The sequence below is a fragment of the Xanthomonas sp. CFBP 8151 genome (genome assembly GCF_011761885.1).
Lineage (GTDB): Bacteria > Pseudomonadota > Gammaproteobacteria > Xanthomonadales > Xanthomonadaceae > Xanthomonas > Xanthomonas arboricola_B.
Window position 1 is genome coordinate 309,012 of the sequence record NZ_JAASQZ010000003.1, and the last position, 16,870, is coordinate 325,881.

Here is a 16,870-nt window from a genome sequence, read left to right on the forward strand (position 1 = left end):
ATACCCCCTTGCGTTAGTGAGGGGGCGTCTGCCAGCTGACCGGACGGGTAGGTGCAACCGCCTGGCGCCCACGTGCGAAGGGCGCTGCGGTCTCAGATGCCGAGTGCGCGCGGTTCGTTCCAAAGCGCGCTGCGCTCCCATATCTGCGCGAATTCGCGCTCCAGCTGGCGGCTGCGCGCTGCCCCCGAAAGCCAGGTTTCGCCATCGTCGAAGCGATGGCCAGTTGGACGAAAGTAGTAGGCGTCATCGCCCACCACATAGGCCGACGCGTAGCTGGCATCGACCGGATCGCTGACCGCGCGGAAGCGGAACACGCTGGGCAGGCGCTGGGCCAGCCGCAACATCGCGCTACTGTTGGCGCCTGCGACGGCGGTGTCCTGCACCAACACCTGCACGCGTTTGTCGTGGCGGGCGGTGGCGAAGCGGCGCAGCGCATCGAGCACTGCGGCGTTGTCGAACAGCGGCGGATCCAGTGCCCGCGTATAGATCAGTACCTGGCGGCGTGCGGCGCACAGCAAGCCGGTGGTGGCAGCCAGGGCCGCGCGCAGGTCGTCCACCGCCATCGGGCCGTCGAGACGGCGGTGCAGGGGCCTGCCCGGCCGATCGCCCGCGGCTGCGGCGCGATCTGGATGCACGCCGTCACAGGTGTCCGGCAGAAAGCCTAGACGTGCGAACACGGCCTCGGCGCTTGGGGTCACGCGCGTCCGTACGCCGGGCCAGCCACGTTGTCGCGCGTTGGCGACGGCCGCTGCGAGCAACGCGTCGGCGAGGCCGCGGCGGCGCCAGCCCGGCAGCACGCCGAGCCTGTCGATACGCCGATCTGCCGTCAGCCGCACCGAGCCGATCAGCTGGCCACCCTCGTTGCGCAGGGCCAGTTGCAGGCTGAGTGGGTCCAGTGCGTCCCATTCTGCAGTCCCGCTGTGGTCGGCGCCGCCAGTGCCGCAGGCCAGGCGCAGCGCAAGCAGGGCCGCAGCGTCGGATGCCGCATCCAGCGGGACGACCTGCGGCCCGGCCTGGGGACTCATGAGCGCTGGTCGGACCCGTCGTCGCCAGCGTCCGATGCCGCGCCGTCGTCGGCCAGCCGGCTGTCGTCGTTCTGGTCGGCATCCTCGCCGTGTTCGGCCTCGTCGGCCTGGGCCGGGCCGTCCGCGGCATCGGCGACCTGCTCGACGTCGGCCTCGGCGTCGATCTCATCGTCCGCATCCGGCGTGTCGGCTTCGGCCTCGGCGTCGTCATGGTCGCCCGACAGGCTCAGGACGTGGGCCTGGTCGTCGTCGATGTCGTCCTCCGCGTCCTCGTGGGCGCGCTGGTAATGGCCCTGCGCCAGCAGCTCCAGCACCACCTCGCGGCCACGGTTGGACAGCTGCGCATACAGCGCGCCGTCGATCTCTTCGGCCGCGGCCAGCCGTGCGGCGTCCTTGGCCGACAGCGCGAACTCCAGGCCACTGCAGAACAGGGTGGCGCCACGCTTGGCGCGCCGCCAGGCCAGCCGCGACCAGGGGTGACGGTGCAGCAGGACGCCTTCGTCCAGGGCCTGCTCGACCGCCTCGCGGGGGATCGGTTCGGGCGCCGGCACCACATCGCCCGAGGCGCGGTAGGTGGTCATGAAGCGACCGAACCAGTCACCCAGGCGATCCGGGTCGTTCATGCGCAAGGCATTGAGCGCTTCGACCGCGCGGTTCATCGCGGTAACGTCGATCTCGTAAGGATCGGCCGGCACCTTGAGGTCTTCGTCGTGATAGCGCACCGCCTCGTCGGCATCGGCGATCAAGGTGTCCAGATAGTCGCCGATCAGCTCGGCCGAGGACGGCGCGCGGGTACCGATGGAGAAGGTCAGGCAGGCGTCTTCGGCCACGCCGTGGTGCGGCACCAGCGGCGGCAGGTACAGCATGTCGCCCGGAGCCAGCACCCAGTCGTGGGTGGGCTTGAAGTCGCGCAGCAGCTTGAGCTCGACATCGTCGCGGAACGCCAGCGGCGCGGCCTTGCGGCCTTGCTGCGCGCGCGCGTCGATCTGCCAGCGGCGGCGGCCATGGCCCTGCAGCAGGAACACGTCGTAATGGTCGACATGCGCGCCGACCGAGCCACCGGTGGCGGCGAAACTGATCATGATGTCGTCGATACGCCAGCGCGGCAGGAAGCGGAACTGTTCCAGCAGCACGCGTACGTCGGCGTCCCACTTGTCCACGTCCTGCACCAACAGGGTCCAGTCATGGTCGGGCAGGCCGGGGAAGTCGGCTTCCTGGAACGGGCCGGTGCGCACGGTCCAGTCGTCCGTGGCACGGTCGTGGCTGATCAGGCGTGCCAGCACGCCGTCTTCGCAAGCCAGGCCGGCCAGGTCTTCGGGCTGCAGCGGGGACTGGAAGTCTGCAAACGCGTTGCGGATCAGCAGCGGGTGCTTGTGCCAGTAGTTGCGCAGGAAGCGCTCGACCGGCATGCCCAGCGGCTGGTCGCGGGTGGCGTGGATCTCGAAGGGCAGCGGCGCGCCTTTCCTGGCGGCGATCTTCTTTGCGGGGGTTTTTTTCATGGTGTCACGGGTCCGACTGGAGGGCCGGCACGGTGCGGCCGGCGAGGTGGCTTGGAGCGGCTAACAAAACAACGTAGCCAGCGGTCGTCAGGTGGTGGGACGGCGCGCTCAGAACCGCAGTGTACGAGTGATACATGCCGATTCCGAGCACCGGCCGCGCCCGCCTGACGGCGGTGCAGTGGTCCAGCCCGCCGTACGACGCCTTGGATGCGGGTATCGCGAAGGTTTCAGTGCATCTACGGGCCACCGATGACCTGGGGGGCCGGCGGCGGGTCAGCGGGTGGAGATCTGATTGTCGCTGCCGTAGTCGTTGAGCACGGCGTTGCCGGATTGCTGGGTGATGCGGTTGCCGCGGCCGTGCAGCGTGGCGGAGGCGATCGCCTGCGCCTGTACCTGATTGTTGTCGCCAGGTACCAGCAGGGTGTCGATGCGACCGGCCTTGAGCATGGAGGAGCGACTCAACACTTCGACGGTCCTGGCATCGCCAGCGAGGGTGAGCTGGGCATCGTCGCCGACCAAGCGCACTGCCTCGGCGTGCTCGATGTGCACGATCGCATGCTGCCCCAGCACGGCGACCGTGCCGCAGGCGCCCTTGAGGACCAGATTGGCGTTCTGGCCGGTCAGGTCGACGTTATGCCCCTCGCAGCTGACCGTGCCGCCGGTTGAGGTGATCATCAGTGTCGGCCGCTCGCCGGTGCTGGCGGCCTGGCTAGCGCCGTCCAGGCTCGGGACCGACGGCACCGACGGCACCGGTGCGATCGACGCGCCGGCCGGCGCTTGCGGCGCGGCAGCGGCAGCGTCGGGGTGCGAGTCGGGAGCGGCCTGCTTCCCGCAGGCCAGCAATCCGCAGGCCACCGACGCAAGCAGGGAGACAGACAGCAGCGAGCGCAATGCCATGGCAATACTCCTGACAGCTGGATACAAGGGCGTGATAACGGGCGTTAGATGCCGCCGCTTAGATGGCGCGCGCCAGCTGTTCGGCCAGCCCGGTGTAGGCGCCCGGCGTCAGCGCGCGCAGGCGCTGCTTGTCCTGCTCCGGCAATTGCAGGCTTTCCACAAAGGCCTGCATGGACGCGGCGGTGATGCCCTGGCCGCGGGTCAGCGCCTTGAGCTGTTCGTACGGGTTGGGCAGGCCGTGGCGACGCATCACCGTCTGCACGGCTTCGGCCAGCACTTCCCAGGCCGCATCCAGATCGGCATCCAGACGCTCGGGATTGACGGTCAGCTTGCCCAGGCCCTTGGCCAGCGAATCCAGCGCGACCTGGGTATGACCGAACGCGGTGCCCAGCGCGCGCAGCACGGTGGAATCGGTCAGGTCGCGCTGCCAGCGGCTGATCGGCAGCTTGGCGGAAAAATGCTCGAACAGTGCATTGGCGATGCCGAAATTGCCTTCGGCGTTTTCGAAGTCGATCGGGTTGACCTTGTGCGGCATGGTCGAAGAGCCGACTTCGCCTTCCTTGAGCTTCTGCTTGAAGTAGCCCAGCGAGATGTAGCCCCAGATGTCGCGCGCCAGGTCGATCAGGATGGTGTTGACGCGGCGGCTGGCGTCGCCGATTTCGGCCACGTTGTCGTGCGGCTCGATCTGGGTGGTGTAGGGGTTGAACACCAGGCCCAGGCTTTCGACGAAGCGCTGCGCGAACGCGGCCCAGTCCAGCTCCGGGTACGACACCAGGTGCGCGTTGTAGTTGCCGACCGCGCCGTTGATCTTGCCGGTCAGTTCGACCGCGACGATCTGCTTGCGCTGACGCTCCAGGCGCGCGACCACGTTGGCGATTTCCTTGCCCAGCGTGGTGGGCGAGGCGGTCTGGCCGTGCGTGCGCGACAGCATCGGCTGGCCGGCCTGGGCATGGGCGAGCGTGCGCAGGCTGGCGGTGATGCCGTCCAGCGTCGGCAGCAGCACCTCGCGGCGCGCCTGTTCCAGCATCAGGCCGTAGCTGAGGTTGTTGATGTCTTCGCTGGTGCAGGCGAAATGCACGAATTCCAGCGCCGGGCCCAGCTCGGCATCGTCCTTGAGCTGCTCCTTGATGAAGTACTCCACCGCCTTGACGTCGTGGTTGGTGGTGCGCTCGATCTGCTTGACCCGCGCCGCGTCGCTGACGCTGAAGTCGTCGGCCAGACGGCGCAGGGTCTGGGTAGCGGCCGCCGAGAACGGCGCCAGCTCGGCGATACCCGGCTCGGCGGCCAGCGCCAGCAGCCATTCGATCTCGACCTTGACCCGTGCCTTGATCAGGCCGTATTCGGAGAAGATCGGGCGCAGCGCATCCACTTTGGAAGCGTAGCGACCGTCGAGCGGGGACAGGGCGAGCAGGGCGGAATCCGACATGGGCAGGGCACTGGGAGGCTGGCGGGGGTGCGTATTCTACGCCGCCCCGGCGCCGGCTTCGCCGATCGGCCGCACCGTGATCGCCTGGATGCGGTGGCCGGCCATGCGCCGCACCGTCAGTGCATGGCCGTCCAGCTCCAGGGTCTCGCCCTCTTCGGGCAGCCGCTGCAACCGGTGCACGATCAGCCCGCCGACCGAATTGACGTGGTCCGGCGCGCTCAGGTCCCGGCCCAGCAGGCGTTCCAGGCGGAAGATGGAGGTGCTGCCGGCCACCAGCAGCGAGCCGTCCTGGCTGCGGACCGGGGCATCGCGCACCACGTGGCGGTGCTCGTCCTCGATCTCGCCGACCACCACCTCCAGCAGGTCTTCCAGGGTGAAGAATCCCAGGATGCGTCCCTCGTCCTCCACGCACAGCGCCAGATGGGTGGTGCCGGTACGGAACTGTTCCAGCGCGCTGGGAATCGGGGTTTCCAGCGGCAGCAGGGTGGGCGGACGCAGCAACGGGCGCAGATCGTCCAGGTCCTGGCTGCGTGCCATCGCCACCAGCAGATCCTTGGTATGCAGGATGCCCAGCACCTGCTCGCCATCGGCGTCGAACCACGGGTAGCGGCTGTAGCGCGACTCGCTGAACTCGGCCAGCACCGATTCCAGCGTCATGCCTTCGCGCAGGCTGCGCAGGTGCTCGCGCGGGCGCATCAGGTCGCCGGCGACCAGGTCGGGCAGTTCCAGCGCGTGGCTCATCAGGGCCAGCCCGTGATCGGGCGTGGCCGCGTTGGGATCCTGGCGGCCGACGATGAGCATCAGTTCTTCGCGCGAATAGCGATGCGATTGATGTTCCACATCGCCCCAGCCCAGCACGCGCAGCAGGCGGTTGGCGCTGGTGTTGAGCACCCAGATCGCCGGATACATCAGCCAATAGAACACGTAGAGCGGCGCGGCGGTCCACAGCGACATCCGCTCCGGGCGGCGGATCGCCATGGTCTTGGGCGCCAGCTCGCCCAGCACGATGTGCAGGAACGAGATCAGGCTGAAGGCGATCGCCAGTGCGGTGAACTGCGCCGCTTCGGGCGCCAGGCCGGCGCTGTCGAACAACGGCTGCAGCAGATGCGCAAAGGCCGGCTCGCCGACCCAGCCCAGGCCGAGCGAGGCCAGGGTGATGCCGAGCTGGCACGCCGACAGATAGGCATCCAGATGCGCATGCACCCCGAGCAATAAACGTCCACGCCACCCGTTGTTCTGCGCCAGGCCCACCGCCTGCGTATGTCGCAGCTTGACCAGCGCGAACTCGGCAGCAACGAAGAAGCCGTTCAACAGCACCAGCAGCAGTGCGACCAACAACAGCAGCACGTTACCCACCATGGCGTCGGCCTCCGTGCTGCGTAACAGCGGTCACGCTGCGTGTCAGCCGCTGCGCGTCAGTGCCGGGGCGGTGTGCGAGGGAGAAAGACGCAAACGAGGCGTTTCTACAGTCAGGGTCGTCGCCCATGGCGGCGTGGTACCTCGTATGGATCAATGGGCAGTCTAGCCCACCGTTTGCGACGACACGGTCGCAACGCCGCGAGCGAGTATCGTAGGCAGCCTCGCCAGCGTGGGTGCGCCCGCTGCCAGCCATCCATCACCACAAACCAACCATGTGCGGAGAGTGCAGATGAGCGAACGTTTCAGGACCGAACACGACAGCATGGGCGAACTGCAGGTGCCTGCCGATGCCTTGTGGGGCGCGCAGACCCAGCGTGCCGTGCAGAATTTTCCGGTGTCCGGCCAGCCGATGCCGCGCGGCTTCATCCGCGCGCTGGGGCTGATCAAGGCCGCTGCGGCCGGCGTCAATGCCGAACTCGGGCTGCTGCCCAAGTCGATCGGCAAGGCCGTGCAGGACGCGGCGCTGCAGGTCGCCGACGGCGCGTATGACGCGCAGTTTCCGATCGACGTCTACCAGACCGGCTCGGGCACCTCGTCCAACATGAATGCCAACGAGGTGATCGCCACGCTGGCCACGCGCGCCGGCAAGGATGCGGTGCATCCCAACGATCACGTCAATCTCGGCCAGAGTTCCAACGACGTGGTGCCCACCGCGATCCGGGTGTCGGCGTTGCTGGCGGTGCAGGAACACCTGCAGCCGGCGCTCAAGCATCTGCGCAAGACCATCGACAAGCGCGGCAAGGGGCTGGACAAGGTGGTCAAGACCGGGCGCACGCATCTGATGGATGCGATGCCGCTGACCTTCGGCCAGGAATTCGGTGCGTGGTCGGCGCAGCTGAGTTCGGCGCAGGAGCGCATCGACGATTCCCTCAAGCGCCTACGCCGGTTGCCGCTGGGCGGCACGGCGATCGGCACCGGCATCAACGCAGATCCGCGTTTCGGCGGCAAGGTGGCCAAGGCCTTGTCGGGCACGAGCAAGTTCAAGTTCGAAAGTGCGGACAACAAGTTCGAAGGCCTGGCCGCACAGGACGATGCGGTGGAGTTGTCCGGTCAGCTCAACGCGCTGGCCGTGGCATTGATCAAGATCGCCAACGATCTGCGCTGGATGAATGCCGGCCCCCTGGCCGGGCTGGGCGAGATCGAGTTGCCGGCGCTGCAGCCGGGCAGTTCGATCATGCCGGGCAAGGTCAACCCGGTGATTCCCGAAGCCACGGTGATGGCCTGTGCGCAGGTGATCGGCCACCACACCGCGACCACCGTGGCCGGGCAGACCGGCAACTTCCAGTTGAACGTGACGCTGCCGTTGATCGCCTACAACCTGCTGGATTCAATCACGTTGCTGGGCAATGTGGCGCGGTTGCTGGCCGATAGCGCGATTGCCGGGTTGAAGGTGCGCCAGGAGCGCGTGCGCGAGGCGCTGGACCGCAATCCGATCCTGGTCACCGCGCTCAACCCGATCATCGGTTACGAGAAGGCGGCAGCGATCGCCAAGCGTGCCTACAAGGAACAGCGCCCGGTGCTGGACGTGGCGCTGGAAGACAGCGGGCTCAGCGAAGCGGATCTGCGCCGTTTGCTGGATCCGGCTGCGTTGACGCGTGGTGGCATCCAGGCCGGCAGCAGTGGCGGCGGCGGCTGACCACCGCAGTGTGCATGCGTAGGAGCGCACCCGGGCGCGACGGGCGTTGTCGATAAAGCCCCGTCGCGCCCAGGTGCGCTCCTACACGGCTTTGCGCGAATCCTCGGCTTCGCCAGGACTCAGTGCCGCTCGGCCTGCACGTTGCCGAAGCTCTCGCGGTACGGCTGCAGCGACGGGATCTCATTTAGCAATTCGCCGCTGAGCTGCTGGATCTGTGGCGTTGCGGTCAGCTTGATCGACTTGTATTCCGGATCCGCGCCAGCCTCGTTGACTGCCTGCTGGCGCAGCATCTGCAGGTGCCCGAACAGCAGCTGCAACTTGGCGCGCGTCGGCTCCTTTTGCGGCAGCGCGATATCGTCGATCTTCAGCGTGCCGTCCGGGGTGATTTCCGCATTGGCCGCCGGTGGGCGGCGGATCATCACCGACTGAGTGGTGATGGCAACGCGCGGCTTGCCGCGTTCGGCGCGCCGCGACGACTGGTCGCCACAGGCGGTCAGGGCGCATAGCAGAAGCGCCATGCAGAGCATCACGAACTTGTTCATGGGGTCGCTGGGTTCGGAGGGGTGCACTAGTGTAATCCCGCTCCGACCGGCCGATCGGTGCCTGCGGCACATGGTGCGGCTGACAAGATGTCGCAGGCGGTATCGGGTGCCTGGCGTGCGCGCAGCAATCGGCGTGACGGTCCCTCCGGTTCCGATCAGCCGCTGCGCCCGTCGATGAGGGCGCAGCGGCGATCCAGGCCACGCTTACTTGCGGCAGTCGTCGACATCGTGCTGGGTAAGCGTCGAGTACGGCGCAAATGCCGGCACCAGATGCGCGGCGGCGTCCTGCGCGTTGCGCAGCTTGGCCAACTGATCGCAGATCTGCATCGCCTTGTGTTTGAAGGTTTCCGCCTGCGCCTCGATCTTGTCGCCGATCTGTTCGGTGTTGCCGCTGAACACACCCTTGAGCGCTTCGCCGGCGGCGTGCGCACCGAAGGCCGCGCCCTGCGTGCCGATGTCGATGCCTTTTTCCGCGACGCCCTGAATCTGCACGTAGAAACCGCGCATCGCCTGCCGCTGCGCATCGTTCAGGCTCACCGGCTTGCCAGCGATGCTGAGCGCGCCATCCGCACCGATGGTGGCCTCGGGCAGGCCGTCGCGGTGGAGCGTCAGGCTCTTGCCGTTGAAGATCACCCCGCTCGCGTTGGTCTGGCCCGACACAATGACCTTGGGTTCGGACTTGCCGCAACCGACCAGCAGTACGCCCACCAATACCGCACAAATCAACAGTTTCATCAGCCGTCCCCTCTCGAATGGTCAATGCAGTGGTCAGTTGTCGGTCGGCATGCGGGTGTTGCCGGCAACGTCGCTGACGTCGATATCGCCGCTGCCCTTGCGCGCGACGCTGACGTCGCCGCGCACCTTGTGCACGCTCAGGGCGCCGGAGTTGACCGCTTCCACGCCCACATCGCCCTGCACATCCTCGATGTCGACATCGCCGGAGCCAATCGTGCCGAGCTTGACGTTGCCCGCAACGCCGCGCAGCTTGACGTCGCCCGAACCGACCTTGCCGAGCTCGGCCGCGCCATGCACCTGCCTGGCCTTGAGATCGCCCGAGCCGACCGCCAGCACGCGCAGCGACCCCATCTGTTCCAGCTCGATATCGCCGGAACCGACCTTGGTGGTGACCCGGCCCCTGGTGCGGCGGATGGTCATGTCGCCGGAACCGACATCGGCACTCACCGCGGCAGCGCCGCTGATCTCGGCGTCGCCGGAGCCCACGTCGAACTGCATCAGGAGCGCGTCGGGCACGCTGCCGCGCAGGTCCAGGTACGCGTAGCTGTCGCCGATGGAGATGCGCAGCGGGCGGTCATCGGCCAGCGTCACCACCAGCTTGTCGCCGACACGCTTCTGGGTGACGGTCAGGCCCTTGAGCAGATCGGCCCTGGCTGCGCAGGCGCGGCCGCTCAGACGCCCGCCGTTGCCCGGCGCGGCGTCCAGATGCAGATCGTTGGAGGCGACCTCGAACAGCACCGACTTCACTCCACCCAGTTTCAACTCCAGGCTGCGCGGTTCGGAGAATTTGCATTGCTCCTCGGCAAACGCAGCGCCGGGCAAGGCGAACAGGATGGCCAGACTCAGCAGACGATGCATGGGATGTCCTTCAGGCTTCGGAGCGCCGACGGCGCAGGTAGATGGAGGCGGCGATCAGGACAACGCCGATTGCAGCGCCGATCCAGATGTCCGGATTGCCGTAGACCCGCGCGCTGTCGGTGTGCTGCAGCGCCCACTGCACCAGGTCGCTGGGGTTCTGCATCGCGCTGCTGTCGAGGTTGCCGCTGACCGCACGCGGCGACCAGGTGCCGGGCAGGGCGCTGAGCAGGCCGCGGTAGCCGACGATGTACCAGATCCAGCCGATCGGCAGCGAGATGCCCGGCATCGCCGAGAGGATGCTCAGCATCACGCAGGCCAGCAGCGGGAACAGCACCGCCCACAGGAACGGCTTGCTGGTGGCCCAGGCCGAGCAGAACATCAGCCAGCCCACCGTCGGCAACGCCCACAGCAAACTCATCGGCACGGTCTTCAGCAACAGCCACAGCAACGAGAACGGGTGCGAATGGGTCGCCAGGGCCCAGGGGCTGGGGACGCCGGCGATCGAGGCGCCAACGATGGCGATCAGCCATAGCGCCAGGCCGACCAGCACGCCGATCGCGATGGCGATCAGCGGCGCCAGCAACAGCGCCCAGGCGGCCTTGGACAGCACCGTCTGCACATCGGACACCGGCAGCGATTTCCAGAACAGCACGCTGCGGTCGCGGCGGTCGTCGTACAGGCTGCCCAGCGAATAGAAGAACACCACAAACGCCAGCACCACCGAGGCGATGCCGATACCGCCGAGCAGCAGGCCGTCGCCGACCTGGCCCAGGGTGCGCGTGTATTCGGCCAGATCGTCCATCGTGATGCTGTCGCCGATCATGTTGCGACGCGCGCTGATCGCGCCGATCACCGCGCCCAGCAGCGCGAAGAACACCGCGATGCCGCCGGTGATGATCTGTGCCCAGACGAAACCGCCACGGTGTTCCCAGTACTCGCGTTTGAGCAGCCAGCCGAACGTGCGTGCGGGAGAAGCTTGGTGGGTGAGTGCATTCATGCGTAGGTCCCCTTCATGACCGCAACGAACAGGTCGGCAAGGCCGGGATTGCGGGTTTCGCCAAAACGGGCGAGCTGCGCTTTGGGCACGCCATCGAACAGCATCACGGTCTTGCCGAACGGCAGGCTGCGCTCGTCGATCGGCTGCAGGCCTCGGGCGGCGTCGAGATGCTCGGCACCCACCAGCACTTCGGTGTAACGCTCGGCCACGTTCTCCATGTCGGCGGTCAGCACGATGCGGCCGTCGCGGATGAACATCACATCGGTGAGGATGTGTTCGATCTCTTCGACCTGGTGGGTGGTGACGATGATGGTCTTCTGCTCGTCGAAGTAGTCCTCTAGCAGGCGCTGGTAGAACTGCTTGCGATACAGGATGTCCAGGCCCAGGGTGGGCTCGTCCAGCACCAGGATGCGGGCATCGATGGCCATCACCAGCGCCAGGTGCAGCTGCACGATCATGCCCTTGGACAGCTCGCGCACCCGCGACTTGCGGTTGAGCTGCGTATTGGCCAGGAAGCGCTCGCACTTGGCGCGATCAAAGCGCGGATGTACGCCGGCGACGAAGTCGATCGCCTCGCCGACCCGCAGCCAGCGCGGCAGCACCGCCACGTCGGCGATGAAGCAGACCTCGTTCATCAGTGCGTTGCGCTGGGTGCGCGGATCCATGCCGAGCACGCTCAGTTCGCCGTCGAAATCGGTCAGCCCCAGCACCGCCTTGAGCGCGGTGGTCTTGCCGGCGCCGTTGGGGCCGATCAGGCCGACGATGCGCCCGGCGGCGATGGTGAAGCTGGTGTTGTCCAGCGCGAGCCGGTGCTTGTAAGCCTTGCGCAGGCCACGTGCGTCGACCACATGGTCGGAGGAGACGGCGGTCATGGTGTTTTTCCCTGTGGCAACAGATCGTCGATGGACAGTCCCAGGCGCTGGATGCGTTCCAGCACCGCGGGCCATTCTTCATTCAGGAAACGCTCGCGCTCGCTGCCGCGCAATTTCTGTGCGGCCTCCGGGGTCATGAACATGCCCAGGCCGCGGCGTTTCTCCACCAGGTTCTCGTCGGCCAGTTCCTGGTAGGCACGCGAGACGGTGATCGGGTTGAGTTGGTAGTCGGCCGCCACCTGGCGTACCGAGGGCAGGGCATCGCCCGGCTTGAGGATTCCATCGAGCATCATGGCAATCACCCGTTCCTTGAGTTGGCGGTAGATGGGAGCGCCGTCGCTCCATTGGATGTCGTTCATGGTCAGCTCCGTGGGCGCAGAACCTGCGCGAAGGAGAAATAGGGCATCGACAGCGAGGTGCGCAGGTGCCGGCTGGGCCGGTTGCGCGCCTCGGGGGGAGTTGTCGCGTTTTCCGTAACCGCCTCCGACACGCCATAATCGGCGCCGGATTCCGTGACCTGACTGGAAGCGGCTCCCAGGCAACCAATGGCGAACAGGGCGCTGCCGAACAGCAGCAGTGGAGCTGGTCGCGTGAAGCGTGTGCTGTTCATGCTTTCCCCTGCGTTGGATGACTGGTGTTGTATTCAACTATAACACCGACACGCAGGCAGTCAACTGCCTGTCATACCCAACTGATGGCACCCCCGCGTCGTTGGGTGGCCGGAACCAACCGAAAGGGATCGCTCATGTTGCTCAAGCGTCTGCTGGTCGTTGTATTTGCTGGCTTTTTCTCCGTCTCGGCGCTGGCCGCCGATGCGCCGCTGCTGGATCTGGACTACCGGCCGCTGGCCGGCAAGGCGCCGATCAACCTGAACCGTACCTACGGCGGCAAGGTGCTGATGGTGGTCAATACCGCCAGCAAGTGCGGCTACACGCCGCAGTACGAAGGGCTGGAGGGGCTGAATCAGCGCTTCGGCAGCCGCGGCTTCTCGGTGCTGGGCTTTCCGTCCAACGATTTCCAGGGGCAGGAACCAGGATCTGAGAAGCAGATCCAGGAATTCTGCACGCTGACCTATGGCGTCAAGTTCCCGATGTTTGAGAAGGTGCATGTGCTGGGTGCGCAGGCCACGCCGCTGTATCAGCGCCTGACCCAGGCCACCGGTGTGGCGCCGGGCTGGAACTTCCACAAGTATCTGATCGGTCGCAATGGACGCGTGGTGGCGCAGTTCCCCAGCAAGATCAAACCGGACGATCCGCGCGTGTTGGCGGCAATCGAACGCGCGCTCAGCGCGCCGTCGCGCTGAGCGCGGCGCTCGCAAGCTCGCGTGCGCATGCGACAATGCGCATTCAGCGCCGGCGTCGGCGTGTCTTTTCACTTTCGGGAAGTGCATCGAATGAAGATGGGAAAGCGCGGCGCGGCGGCGTCGCTACTGATGGTGGCAGTGTCGGCATCGATGCCGGCGATGTCGCAGCAACCGGCCGCAGCGGCCACCAAGGAGAAGCCAGTTTTGAATGCATCGTCTGAGAAGAGCACGCGCGACAACGTCAGCTACGCCATCGGTATGGATGTGGCACGTTCGTTCGAGCCGATTGCCCAGGACATCGATGTAAGCGCGCTGCAACGCGCCATCGAGAATGCGTTCAAGGGCGGCAAGCCGCTGTTGTCCGACGAACAGACCCAGGCCACCGACACCGCATTGCGCACCGCGCTGGCGGCGCGTAACGGTCAGCAGGTCCCGGGCATGGCGCCAGGTAGCGCGCCGGCCGCGCCGTCCAAGGAAAATGTCGGCCTGATGCTGGGCGATCGCGCGGTCGGTCCGTCGCTGGCCGGTATCAAGGACGAGATCGATCTGTCGATCCTGATGGAAGCGGTGCGGACCGTGTTCGCCAAGGGCACCACGCGTCTGACCCAGCAGGAAGCCGCTGCCACCATGCAGGCGTTTGCCTCTGCCAAGCAGGGCGCTGCCGGCGCCAAGAATCGCGAGGAAGGCAATGCCTTCCTGGCCAAGAACAAGACCGAGAAGGGCGTGATCACCACCGCGTCGGGCCTGCAGTACACGGTGCTGCGCCAGGGCAGCGGCGAGCGTCCGATGCCCACCAATACGGTGCGCGTGAACTACGAAGGCAAGCTGCTCAACGGGCAAGTGTTCGACAGCTCCTACCAGCGCGGCCAGCCGGCCGAGTTCGGTCTGAATCAAGTCATTGCTGGTTGGACCGAGGGCGTCGCATTGATGCCGGTCGGTTCGAAGTATCGTTTCTGGATTCCATCCAACTTGGCCTATGGCCCGAACGGCACGCAGGGGGGGCCGATCGGACCAGACGCAACGTTGACGTTCGATGTCGAACTGATGGGTATCCTTCCCTGATCCCCCACAGGAGTACCCCCACCCATGCGAGTTGCGATCTTTGGTACCGGCTATGTTGGTCTTGTCACCGGTACCTGTCTGGCGGAAGTAGGTCATCACGTTATCTGCGTGGATATCGACCAGGCGAAAGTTGATGGTCTCAATCGTGGGGTGATTCCCATCTATGAACCCGGCCTGGAGCCGATGGTGAAAGCCAACCACGCCTCTGGCCGGTTGCGCTTCACCACCGATGCGGCCGAGGCGATTGCGCACGGCGAAATCACCTTCATCGCCGTGGGCACGCCGCCGGACGAGGACGGCAGTGCCGACCTGCAGTACGTGCTGGCGGTTGCGCGCACCGTCGGTCGGCATATCGATGGCCCGTCGGTGGTCGTCAACAAGTCCACCGTGCCGGTTGGCACCGCCGACAAGGTGCGCGCCGCGATCCAGGAAGAGCTGGACGCACGCGGCCTGGACCATGAGTTCGATGTGGTCTCCAACCCCGAGTTCCTCAAGGAAGGCGACGCCGTGGCCGACTGCATGCGTCCGGATCGCATCGTGATCGGCGCCAAGAAGCCGGCGGCCATTGCCCGCATGCGTCGTCTGTATGCGCCGTTCAACCGCAACCGCGATCGCATCGTGGAGATGGACGTGCGTTCGGCCGAGCTGACCAAGTACGCGGCCAACGCAATGCTGGCGACCAAGATCAGTTTCATGAACGAGATCGCCAACATTGCCGAGCGTGTCGGTGCGGACGTCGAGCACGTTCGTAACGGGATCGGTTCGGATCCGCGCATCGGCTGGCACTTCATCTATCCCGGCGCCGGTTATGGCGGCTCGTGCTTCCCGAAGGATGTGCAGGCACTGGCCAAGACCGCAGAGCAGTACGGCATGGAGCCGACCCTGCTCAACGCGGTGGAAAGCGTCAACAACGCGCAGAAGGGGCACCTGTTCGAACTGGTGCAGCGTCATTACGGCGCTGAGGGCACCGGCAGCATTGCCGGCAAGACATTCGCGGTGTGGGGCCTGGCATTCAAGCCCAATACCGACGACATGCGTGCCGCGTCCAGCCGCCGTTTGATGGAGCAGTTGTGGGAGGCCGGTGCCACCGTGCGTGCCTACGACCCGGAAGCAACCCATGAAGCCAAGCGCATCTTCGGCGAGCGCGACGATCTGACCTTCTGCGACGAGGCATTTGCCGCACTGGAAGGCGCCGACGCCCTGGTCGTGGTCACCGAGTGGAAGCAGTTCCGCAGCCCGGATTTCGGCAAGATCAAGCAGGCCTTGAAGGACGACGTCGTGTTCGACGGCCGCAACCTTTACGATCCGCAGGAAATCGAGGCCGCAGGTCTGGCCTACTACGCCATCGGACGAGGCCGTTCGTTACATGCATGAGCAACTCTCGCCGCGCGACCAGGCACTGGACGCGCGGTTGGTTGAACTGGAAACGCGCCTGTCCTTTCAGGAGCAGGCGCTCAATGAACTGAGTGAAGCACTTGCGGACGCCCGTTTGACGGGCGCCCGCAATGCCGAACTGATCCGCCACCTGCTCGAGGATCTGGGCAAGGTGCGCTCCACGTTGTTTGCCGACGCTGCGGATGAACCGCCGCCTCCGCATTATTGATTGCAGATTGCCACCGCCATGAGCGATACCTTACGTGACCAGTTGCTTGGGTTGGGCTTCAAGTCCGCACCCAAGCCCGAACGCAAACCCGACGCACGGCCTGCCGCGCGTCAACATGGCAACGGTGGCAGGCCTGCGCCCGGCGGCAACAAGCCGGGCGGCCAGGGCAGGGGACCGCAGCGGCCGCATGCCGCTGCGGCGACCGACGGCAAGGACGAGCGCAAGAACGACCGCAGGCCGGAGCGTCGCAACGATGGCAAGCCGGCAGCGGCTGCACGTCCGCAGCAGTCCACCGCCGACCGTCGCGGCCCCAGGCCGGCACGCACGCGCGAAGACATCGACCTGGCCAAGGCCTATGCGATCCGCGCGCAACGCGAGAAGGATGAGCGCATCGAAGCCGAGCGGCTCAAGCAGGAAGAAGCACGCCTGCGTCGCGAAGCCAAGACCAAACTCGAGGAGTTGCTCAAGGACAAGGGGCTGAATCATGCCGATGCGGATATCGCCCGGCATTTTCCGTATGGCGGCAAGATCAAGCGTATCTACGTGACCGCCGATCAGCTCAAGGCGCTCAATGCCGGCGAGCTGGGCGTGCTGCAGCTCAACGGCCGTTACCTGTTGGTGACTGCCGAGGTACTGGCCGAGGCGGAAGCGGTATTTGCGCCATCGGTAGCATTGAAGGTGGACCCGAATGCGCCGGCAGGCGAAGACCCGTATGCCGATCCCCAGTACCAGGTGCCCGACGACCTGGTCTGGTAACGCTGCGTGTAGTGTTTGTTGGCACATGGGCACCTGATGGGTGCCCATGTTCTTTGGGTGCGTTGCCCTGTGTGTTGCGTGCTTGAATCGTGAATTGCGCACCTTCGGTTTGAACTATGCGGCAAACCTACCGCCGGCGATACACGGGCCGGTCACGGCGCGCGCGGCACGATCGCCGCGTTACTGGCCGACGCATCCGGACATGGTGTCCACTGCGTTGCCGCTCACTCCCTGCCGATG

Annotated in this window: 18 protein-coding genes and 1 other RNA gene; 6 read left to right on the top strand and 13 right to left on the bottom strand. The window is 66.1% G+C overall.

Translation table 11 applies throughout. From position 1 onward, the window contains the following. Window positions 1-92 precede the first annotated feature (92 nt). The 6 genes from FHT08_RS15510 to FHT08_RS15535 form a co-directional block, all read right to left on the bottom strand. The gene (locus FHT08_RS15510) at window positions 93-1,025 is read right to left on the bottom strand and encodes a GNAT family N-acetyltransferase (RefSeq protein WP_166775612.1); all 933 of its coding nucleotides are present in this window, start codon (window positions 1,023-1,025) and stop codon (window positions 93-95) included. Continuing rightward, window positions 1,022-2,500, bottom strand: a complete 1,479-nt coding sequence (locus FHT08_RS15515; RefSeq protein ID WP_166775899.1) for a cupin domain-containing protein — start codon at window positions 2,498-2,500, stop codon at window positions 1,022-1,024. Before FHT08_RS15515 ends, FHT08_RS15510 begins: the two co-directional genes overlap by 4 nt. 82 nt (window positions 2,501-2,582) lie before the next feature. Beyond that, window positions 2,583-2,660: non-coding RNA, sX9 sRNA (locus FHT08_RS15520), on the bottom strand. A gap of 137 nt (window positions 2,661-2,797) precedes the next feature. Then, entirely contained in the window at window positions 2,798-3,421 is a 624-nt protein-coding gene (locus tag FHT08_RS15525) for a DUF3060 domain-containing protein (protein WP_104605426.1), read from the bottom strand. Window positions 3,422-3,479: 58 nt separating this feature from the next. Beyond that, window positions 3,480-4,847 carry an adenylosuccinate lyase gene (purB, locus tag FHT08_RS15530; protein WP_166775622.1) on the bottom strand — a complete coding sequence of 456 codons (1,368 nt, stop codon included), beginning with the start codon at window positions 4,845-4,847 and terminating at the stop codon, window positions 3,480-3,482. A gap of 36 nt (window positions 4,848-4,883) precedes the next feature. Further along, window positions 4,884-6,206 (bottom strand): hemolysin family protein, encoded by a 1,323-nt coding sequence (locus FHT08_RS15535; protein ID WP_104605428.1) that lies wholly within the window; start codon window positions 6,204-6,206, stop codon window positions 4,884-4,886. Between the two features lie 289 nt (window positions 6,207-6,495). Between FHT08_RS15535 and FHT08_RS15540 the strand changes: the two genes are divergently transcribed. Then, entirely contained in the window at window positions 6,496-7,902 is a 1,407-nt protein-coding gene (locus FHT08_RS15540) for a class II fumarate hydratase (RefSeq protein WP_166775625.1), read from the top strand. A gap of 119 nt (window positions 7,903-8,021) precedes the next feature. Here the strand turns inward: FHT08_RS15540 and FHT08_RS15545 are convergent, their stop codons facing one another. The 7 genes from FHT08_RS15545 to FHT08_RS15575 form a co-directional block, all read right to left on the bottom strand. After that, window positions 8,022-8,444 (bottom strand): hypothetical protein, encoded by a 423-nt coding sequence (locus FHT08_RS15545; RefSeq protein WP_104538031.1) that lies wholly within the window; start codon window positions 8,442-8,444, stop codon window positions 8,022-8,024. A gap of 204 nt (window positions 8,445-8,648) precedes the next feature. Beyond that, window positions 8,649-9,179, bottom strand: a complete 531-nt coding sequence (locus tag FHT08_RS15550) for a DUF2884 family protein (protein WP_166775627.1) — start codon at window positions 9,177-9,179, stop codon at window positions 8,649-8,651. Window positions 9,180-9,212: 33 nt separating this feature from the next. Continuing rightward, window positions 9,213-10,037 carry a DUF4097 family beta strand repeat-containing protein gene (locus FHT08_RS15555; protein ID WP_166775629.1) on the bottom strand — a complete coding sequence of 275 codons (825 nt, stop codon included), beginning with the start codon at window positions 10,035-10,037 and terminating at the stop codon, window positions 9,213-9,215. A gap of 10 nt (window positions 10,038-10,047) precedes the next feature. Next, the gene (locus FHT08_RS15560) at window positions 10,048-11,034 is read right to left on the bottom strand and encodes an ABC transporter permease (RefSeq protein ID WP_104538028.1); all 987 of its coding nucleotides are present in this window, start codon (window positions 11,032-11,034) and stop codon (window positions 10,048-10,050) included. After that, on the bottom strand, window positions 11,031-11,906 hold the full coding sequence (locus FHT08_RS15565) for an ABC transporter ATP-binding protein (protein WP_016901534.1): 876 nt from the start codon (window positions 11,904-11,906) through the stop codon (window positions 11,031-11,033). The genes FHT08_RS15560 and FHT08_RS15565 overlap by 4 nt, the downstream gene beginning before the upstream one ends. Then, window positions 11,903-12,265, bottom strand: a complete 363-nt coding sequence (locus FHT08_RS15570; protein ID WP_003483692.1) for a GntR family transcriptional regulator — start codon at window positions 12,263-12,265, stop codon at window positions 11,903-11,905. Before FHT08_RS15570 ends, FHT08_RS15565 begins: the two co-directional genes overlap by 4 nt. A 2-nt stretch (window positions 12,266-12,267) precedes the next feature. After that, window positions 12,268-12,516, bottom strand: a complete 249-nt coding sequence (locus FHT08_RS15575; protein WP_104538027.1) for a hypothetical protein — start codon at window positions 12,514-12,516, stop codon at window positions 12,268-12,270. 135 nt (window positions 12,517-12,651) lie between these two features. On the opposite strand from FHT08_RS15575, the gene FHT08_RS15580 reads away from it, so the two are divergent. The 5 genes from FHT08_RS15580 (at window position 12,652) to FHT08_RS15600 (ending at window position 16,630) form a co-directional block, all read left to right on the top strand. Next, on the top strand, window positions 12,652-13,209 hold the full coding sequence (locus tag FHT08_RS15580) for a glutathione peroxidase (RefSeq protein WP_104538026.1): 558 nt from the start codon (window positions 12,652-12,654) through the stop codon (window positions 13,207-13,209). A 90-nt stretch (window positions 13,210-13,299) separates the two neighbouring features. Then, on the top strand, window positions 13,300-14,271 hold the full coding sequence (locus FHT08_RS15585) for an FKBP-type peptidyl-prolyl cis-trans isomerase (RefSeq protein WP_166775631.1): 972 nt from the start codon (window positions 13,300-13,302) through the stop codon (window positions 14,269-14,271). 24 nt (window positions 14,272-14,295) lie between these two features. Beyond that, window positions 14,296-15,645, top strand: coding sequence for a UDP-glucose/GDP-mannose dehydrogenase family protein (locus FHT08_RS15590; RefSeq protein ID WP_047125002.1), 1,350 nt, complete (start codon window positions 14,296-14,298; stop codon window positions 15,643-15,645). Beyond that, complete coding sequence (locus tag FHT08_RS15595; RefSeq protein ID WP_005988457.1) at window positions 15,638-15,874, top strand: SlyX family protein; 237 nt, start codon at window positions 15,638-15,640, stop codon at window positions 15,872-15,874. Before FHT08_RS15590 ends, FHT08_RS15595 begins: the two co-directional genes overlap by 8 nt. A gap of 18 nt (window positions 15,875-15,892) precedes the next feature. Further along, window positions 15,893-16,630 carry a DUF2058 family protein gene (locus FHT08_RS15600; protein WP_343125444.1) on the top strand — a complete coding sequence of 246 codons (738 nt, stop codon included), beginning with the start codon at window positions 15,893-15,895 and terminating at the stop codon, window positions 16,628-16,630. Window positions 16,631-16,870 lie beyond the last annotated feature (240 nt).

What these genes read in the sequence shown, in the direction of transcription:
- FHT08_RS15510 (WP_166775612.1), bottom strand. Translation starts at nt 1,025, where the DNA reads ATGAGTCCCCAGGCCGGGCCGCAGGTCGTCCCGCTGGATGCGGCATCC.
- FHT08_RS15590 (WP_047125002.1), top strand. Translation starts at nt 14,296, where the DNA reads ATGCGAGTTGCGATCTTTGGTACCGGCTATGTTGGTCTTGTCACCGGT.
- FHT08_RS15555 (WP_166775629.1), bottom strand. Translation starts at nt 10,037, where the DNA reads ATGCATCGTCTGCTGAGTCTGGCCATCCTGTTCGCCTTGCCCGGCGCT.
- FHT08_RS15600 (WP_343125444.1), top strand. Translation starts at nt 15,893, where the DNA reads ATGAGCGATACCTTACGTGACCAGTTGCTTGGGTTGGGCTTCAAGTCC.
- FHT08_RS15560 (WP_104538028.1), bottom strand. Translation starts at nt 11,034, where the DNA reads ATGAATGCACTCACCCACCAAGCTTCTCCCGCACGCACGTTCGGCTGG.
- FHT08_RS15545 (WP_104538031.1), bottom strand. Translation starts at nt 8,444, where the DNA reads ATGAACAAGTTCGTGATGCTCTGCATGGCGCTTCTGCTATGCGCCCTG.
- FHT08_RS15580 (WP_104538026.1), top strand. Translation starts at nt 12,652, where the DNA reads ATGTTGCTCAAGCGTCTGCTGGTCGTTGTATTTGCTGGCTTTTTCTCC.
- FHT08_RS15540 (WP_166775625.1), top strand. Translation starts at nt 6,496, where the DNA reads ATGAGCGAACGTTTCAGGACCGAACACGACAGCATGGGCGAACTGCAG.
- FHT08_RS15535 (WP_104605428.1), bottom strand. Translation starts at nt 6,206, where the DNA reads ATGGTGGGTAACGTGCTGCTGTTGTTGGTCGCACTGCTGCTGGTGCTG.
- FHT08_RS15525 (WP_104605426.1), bottom strand. Translation starts at nt 3,421, where the DNA reads ATGGCATTGCGCTCGCTGCTGTCTGTCTCCCTGCTTGCGTCGGTGGCC.
- purB (WP_166775622.1), bottom strand. Translation starts at nt 4,847, where the DNA reads ATGTCGGATTCCGCCCTGCTCGCCCTGTCCCCGCTCGACGGTCGCTAC.
- FHT08_RS15550 (WP_166775627.1), bottom strand. Translation starts at nt 9,179, where the DNA reads ATGAAACTGTTGATTTGTGCGGTATTGGTGGGCGTACTGCTGGTCGGT.
- FHT08_RS15585 (WP_166775631.1), top strand. Translation starts at nt 13,300, where the DNA reads ATGAAGATGGGAAAGCGCGGCGCGGCGGCGTCGCTACTGATGGTGGCA.
- FHT08_RS15595 (WP_005988457.1), top strand. Translation starts at nt 15,638, where the DNA reads ATGCATGAGCAACTCTCGCCGCGCGACCAGGCACTGGACGCGCGGTTG.
- FHT08_RS15565 (WP_016901534.1), bottom strand. Translation starts at nt 11,906, where the DNA reads ATGACCGCCGTCTCCTCCGACCATGTGGTCGACGCACGTGGCCTGCGC.
- FHT08_RS15575 (WP_104538027.1), bottom strand. Translation starts at nt 12,516, where the DNA reads ATGAACAGCACACGCTTCACGCGACCAGCTCCACTGCTGCTGTTCGGC.
- FHT08_RS15570 (WP_003483692.1), bottom strand. Translation starts at nt 12,265, where the DNA reads ATGAACGACATCCAATGGAGCGACGGCGCTCCCATCTACCGCCAACTC.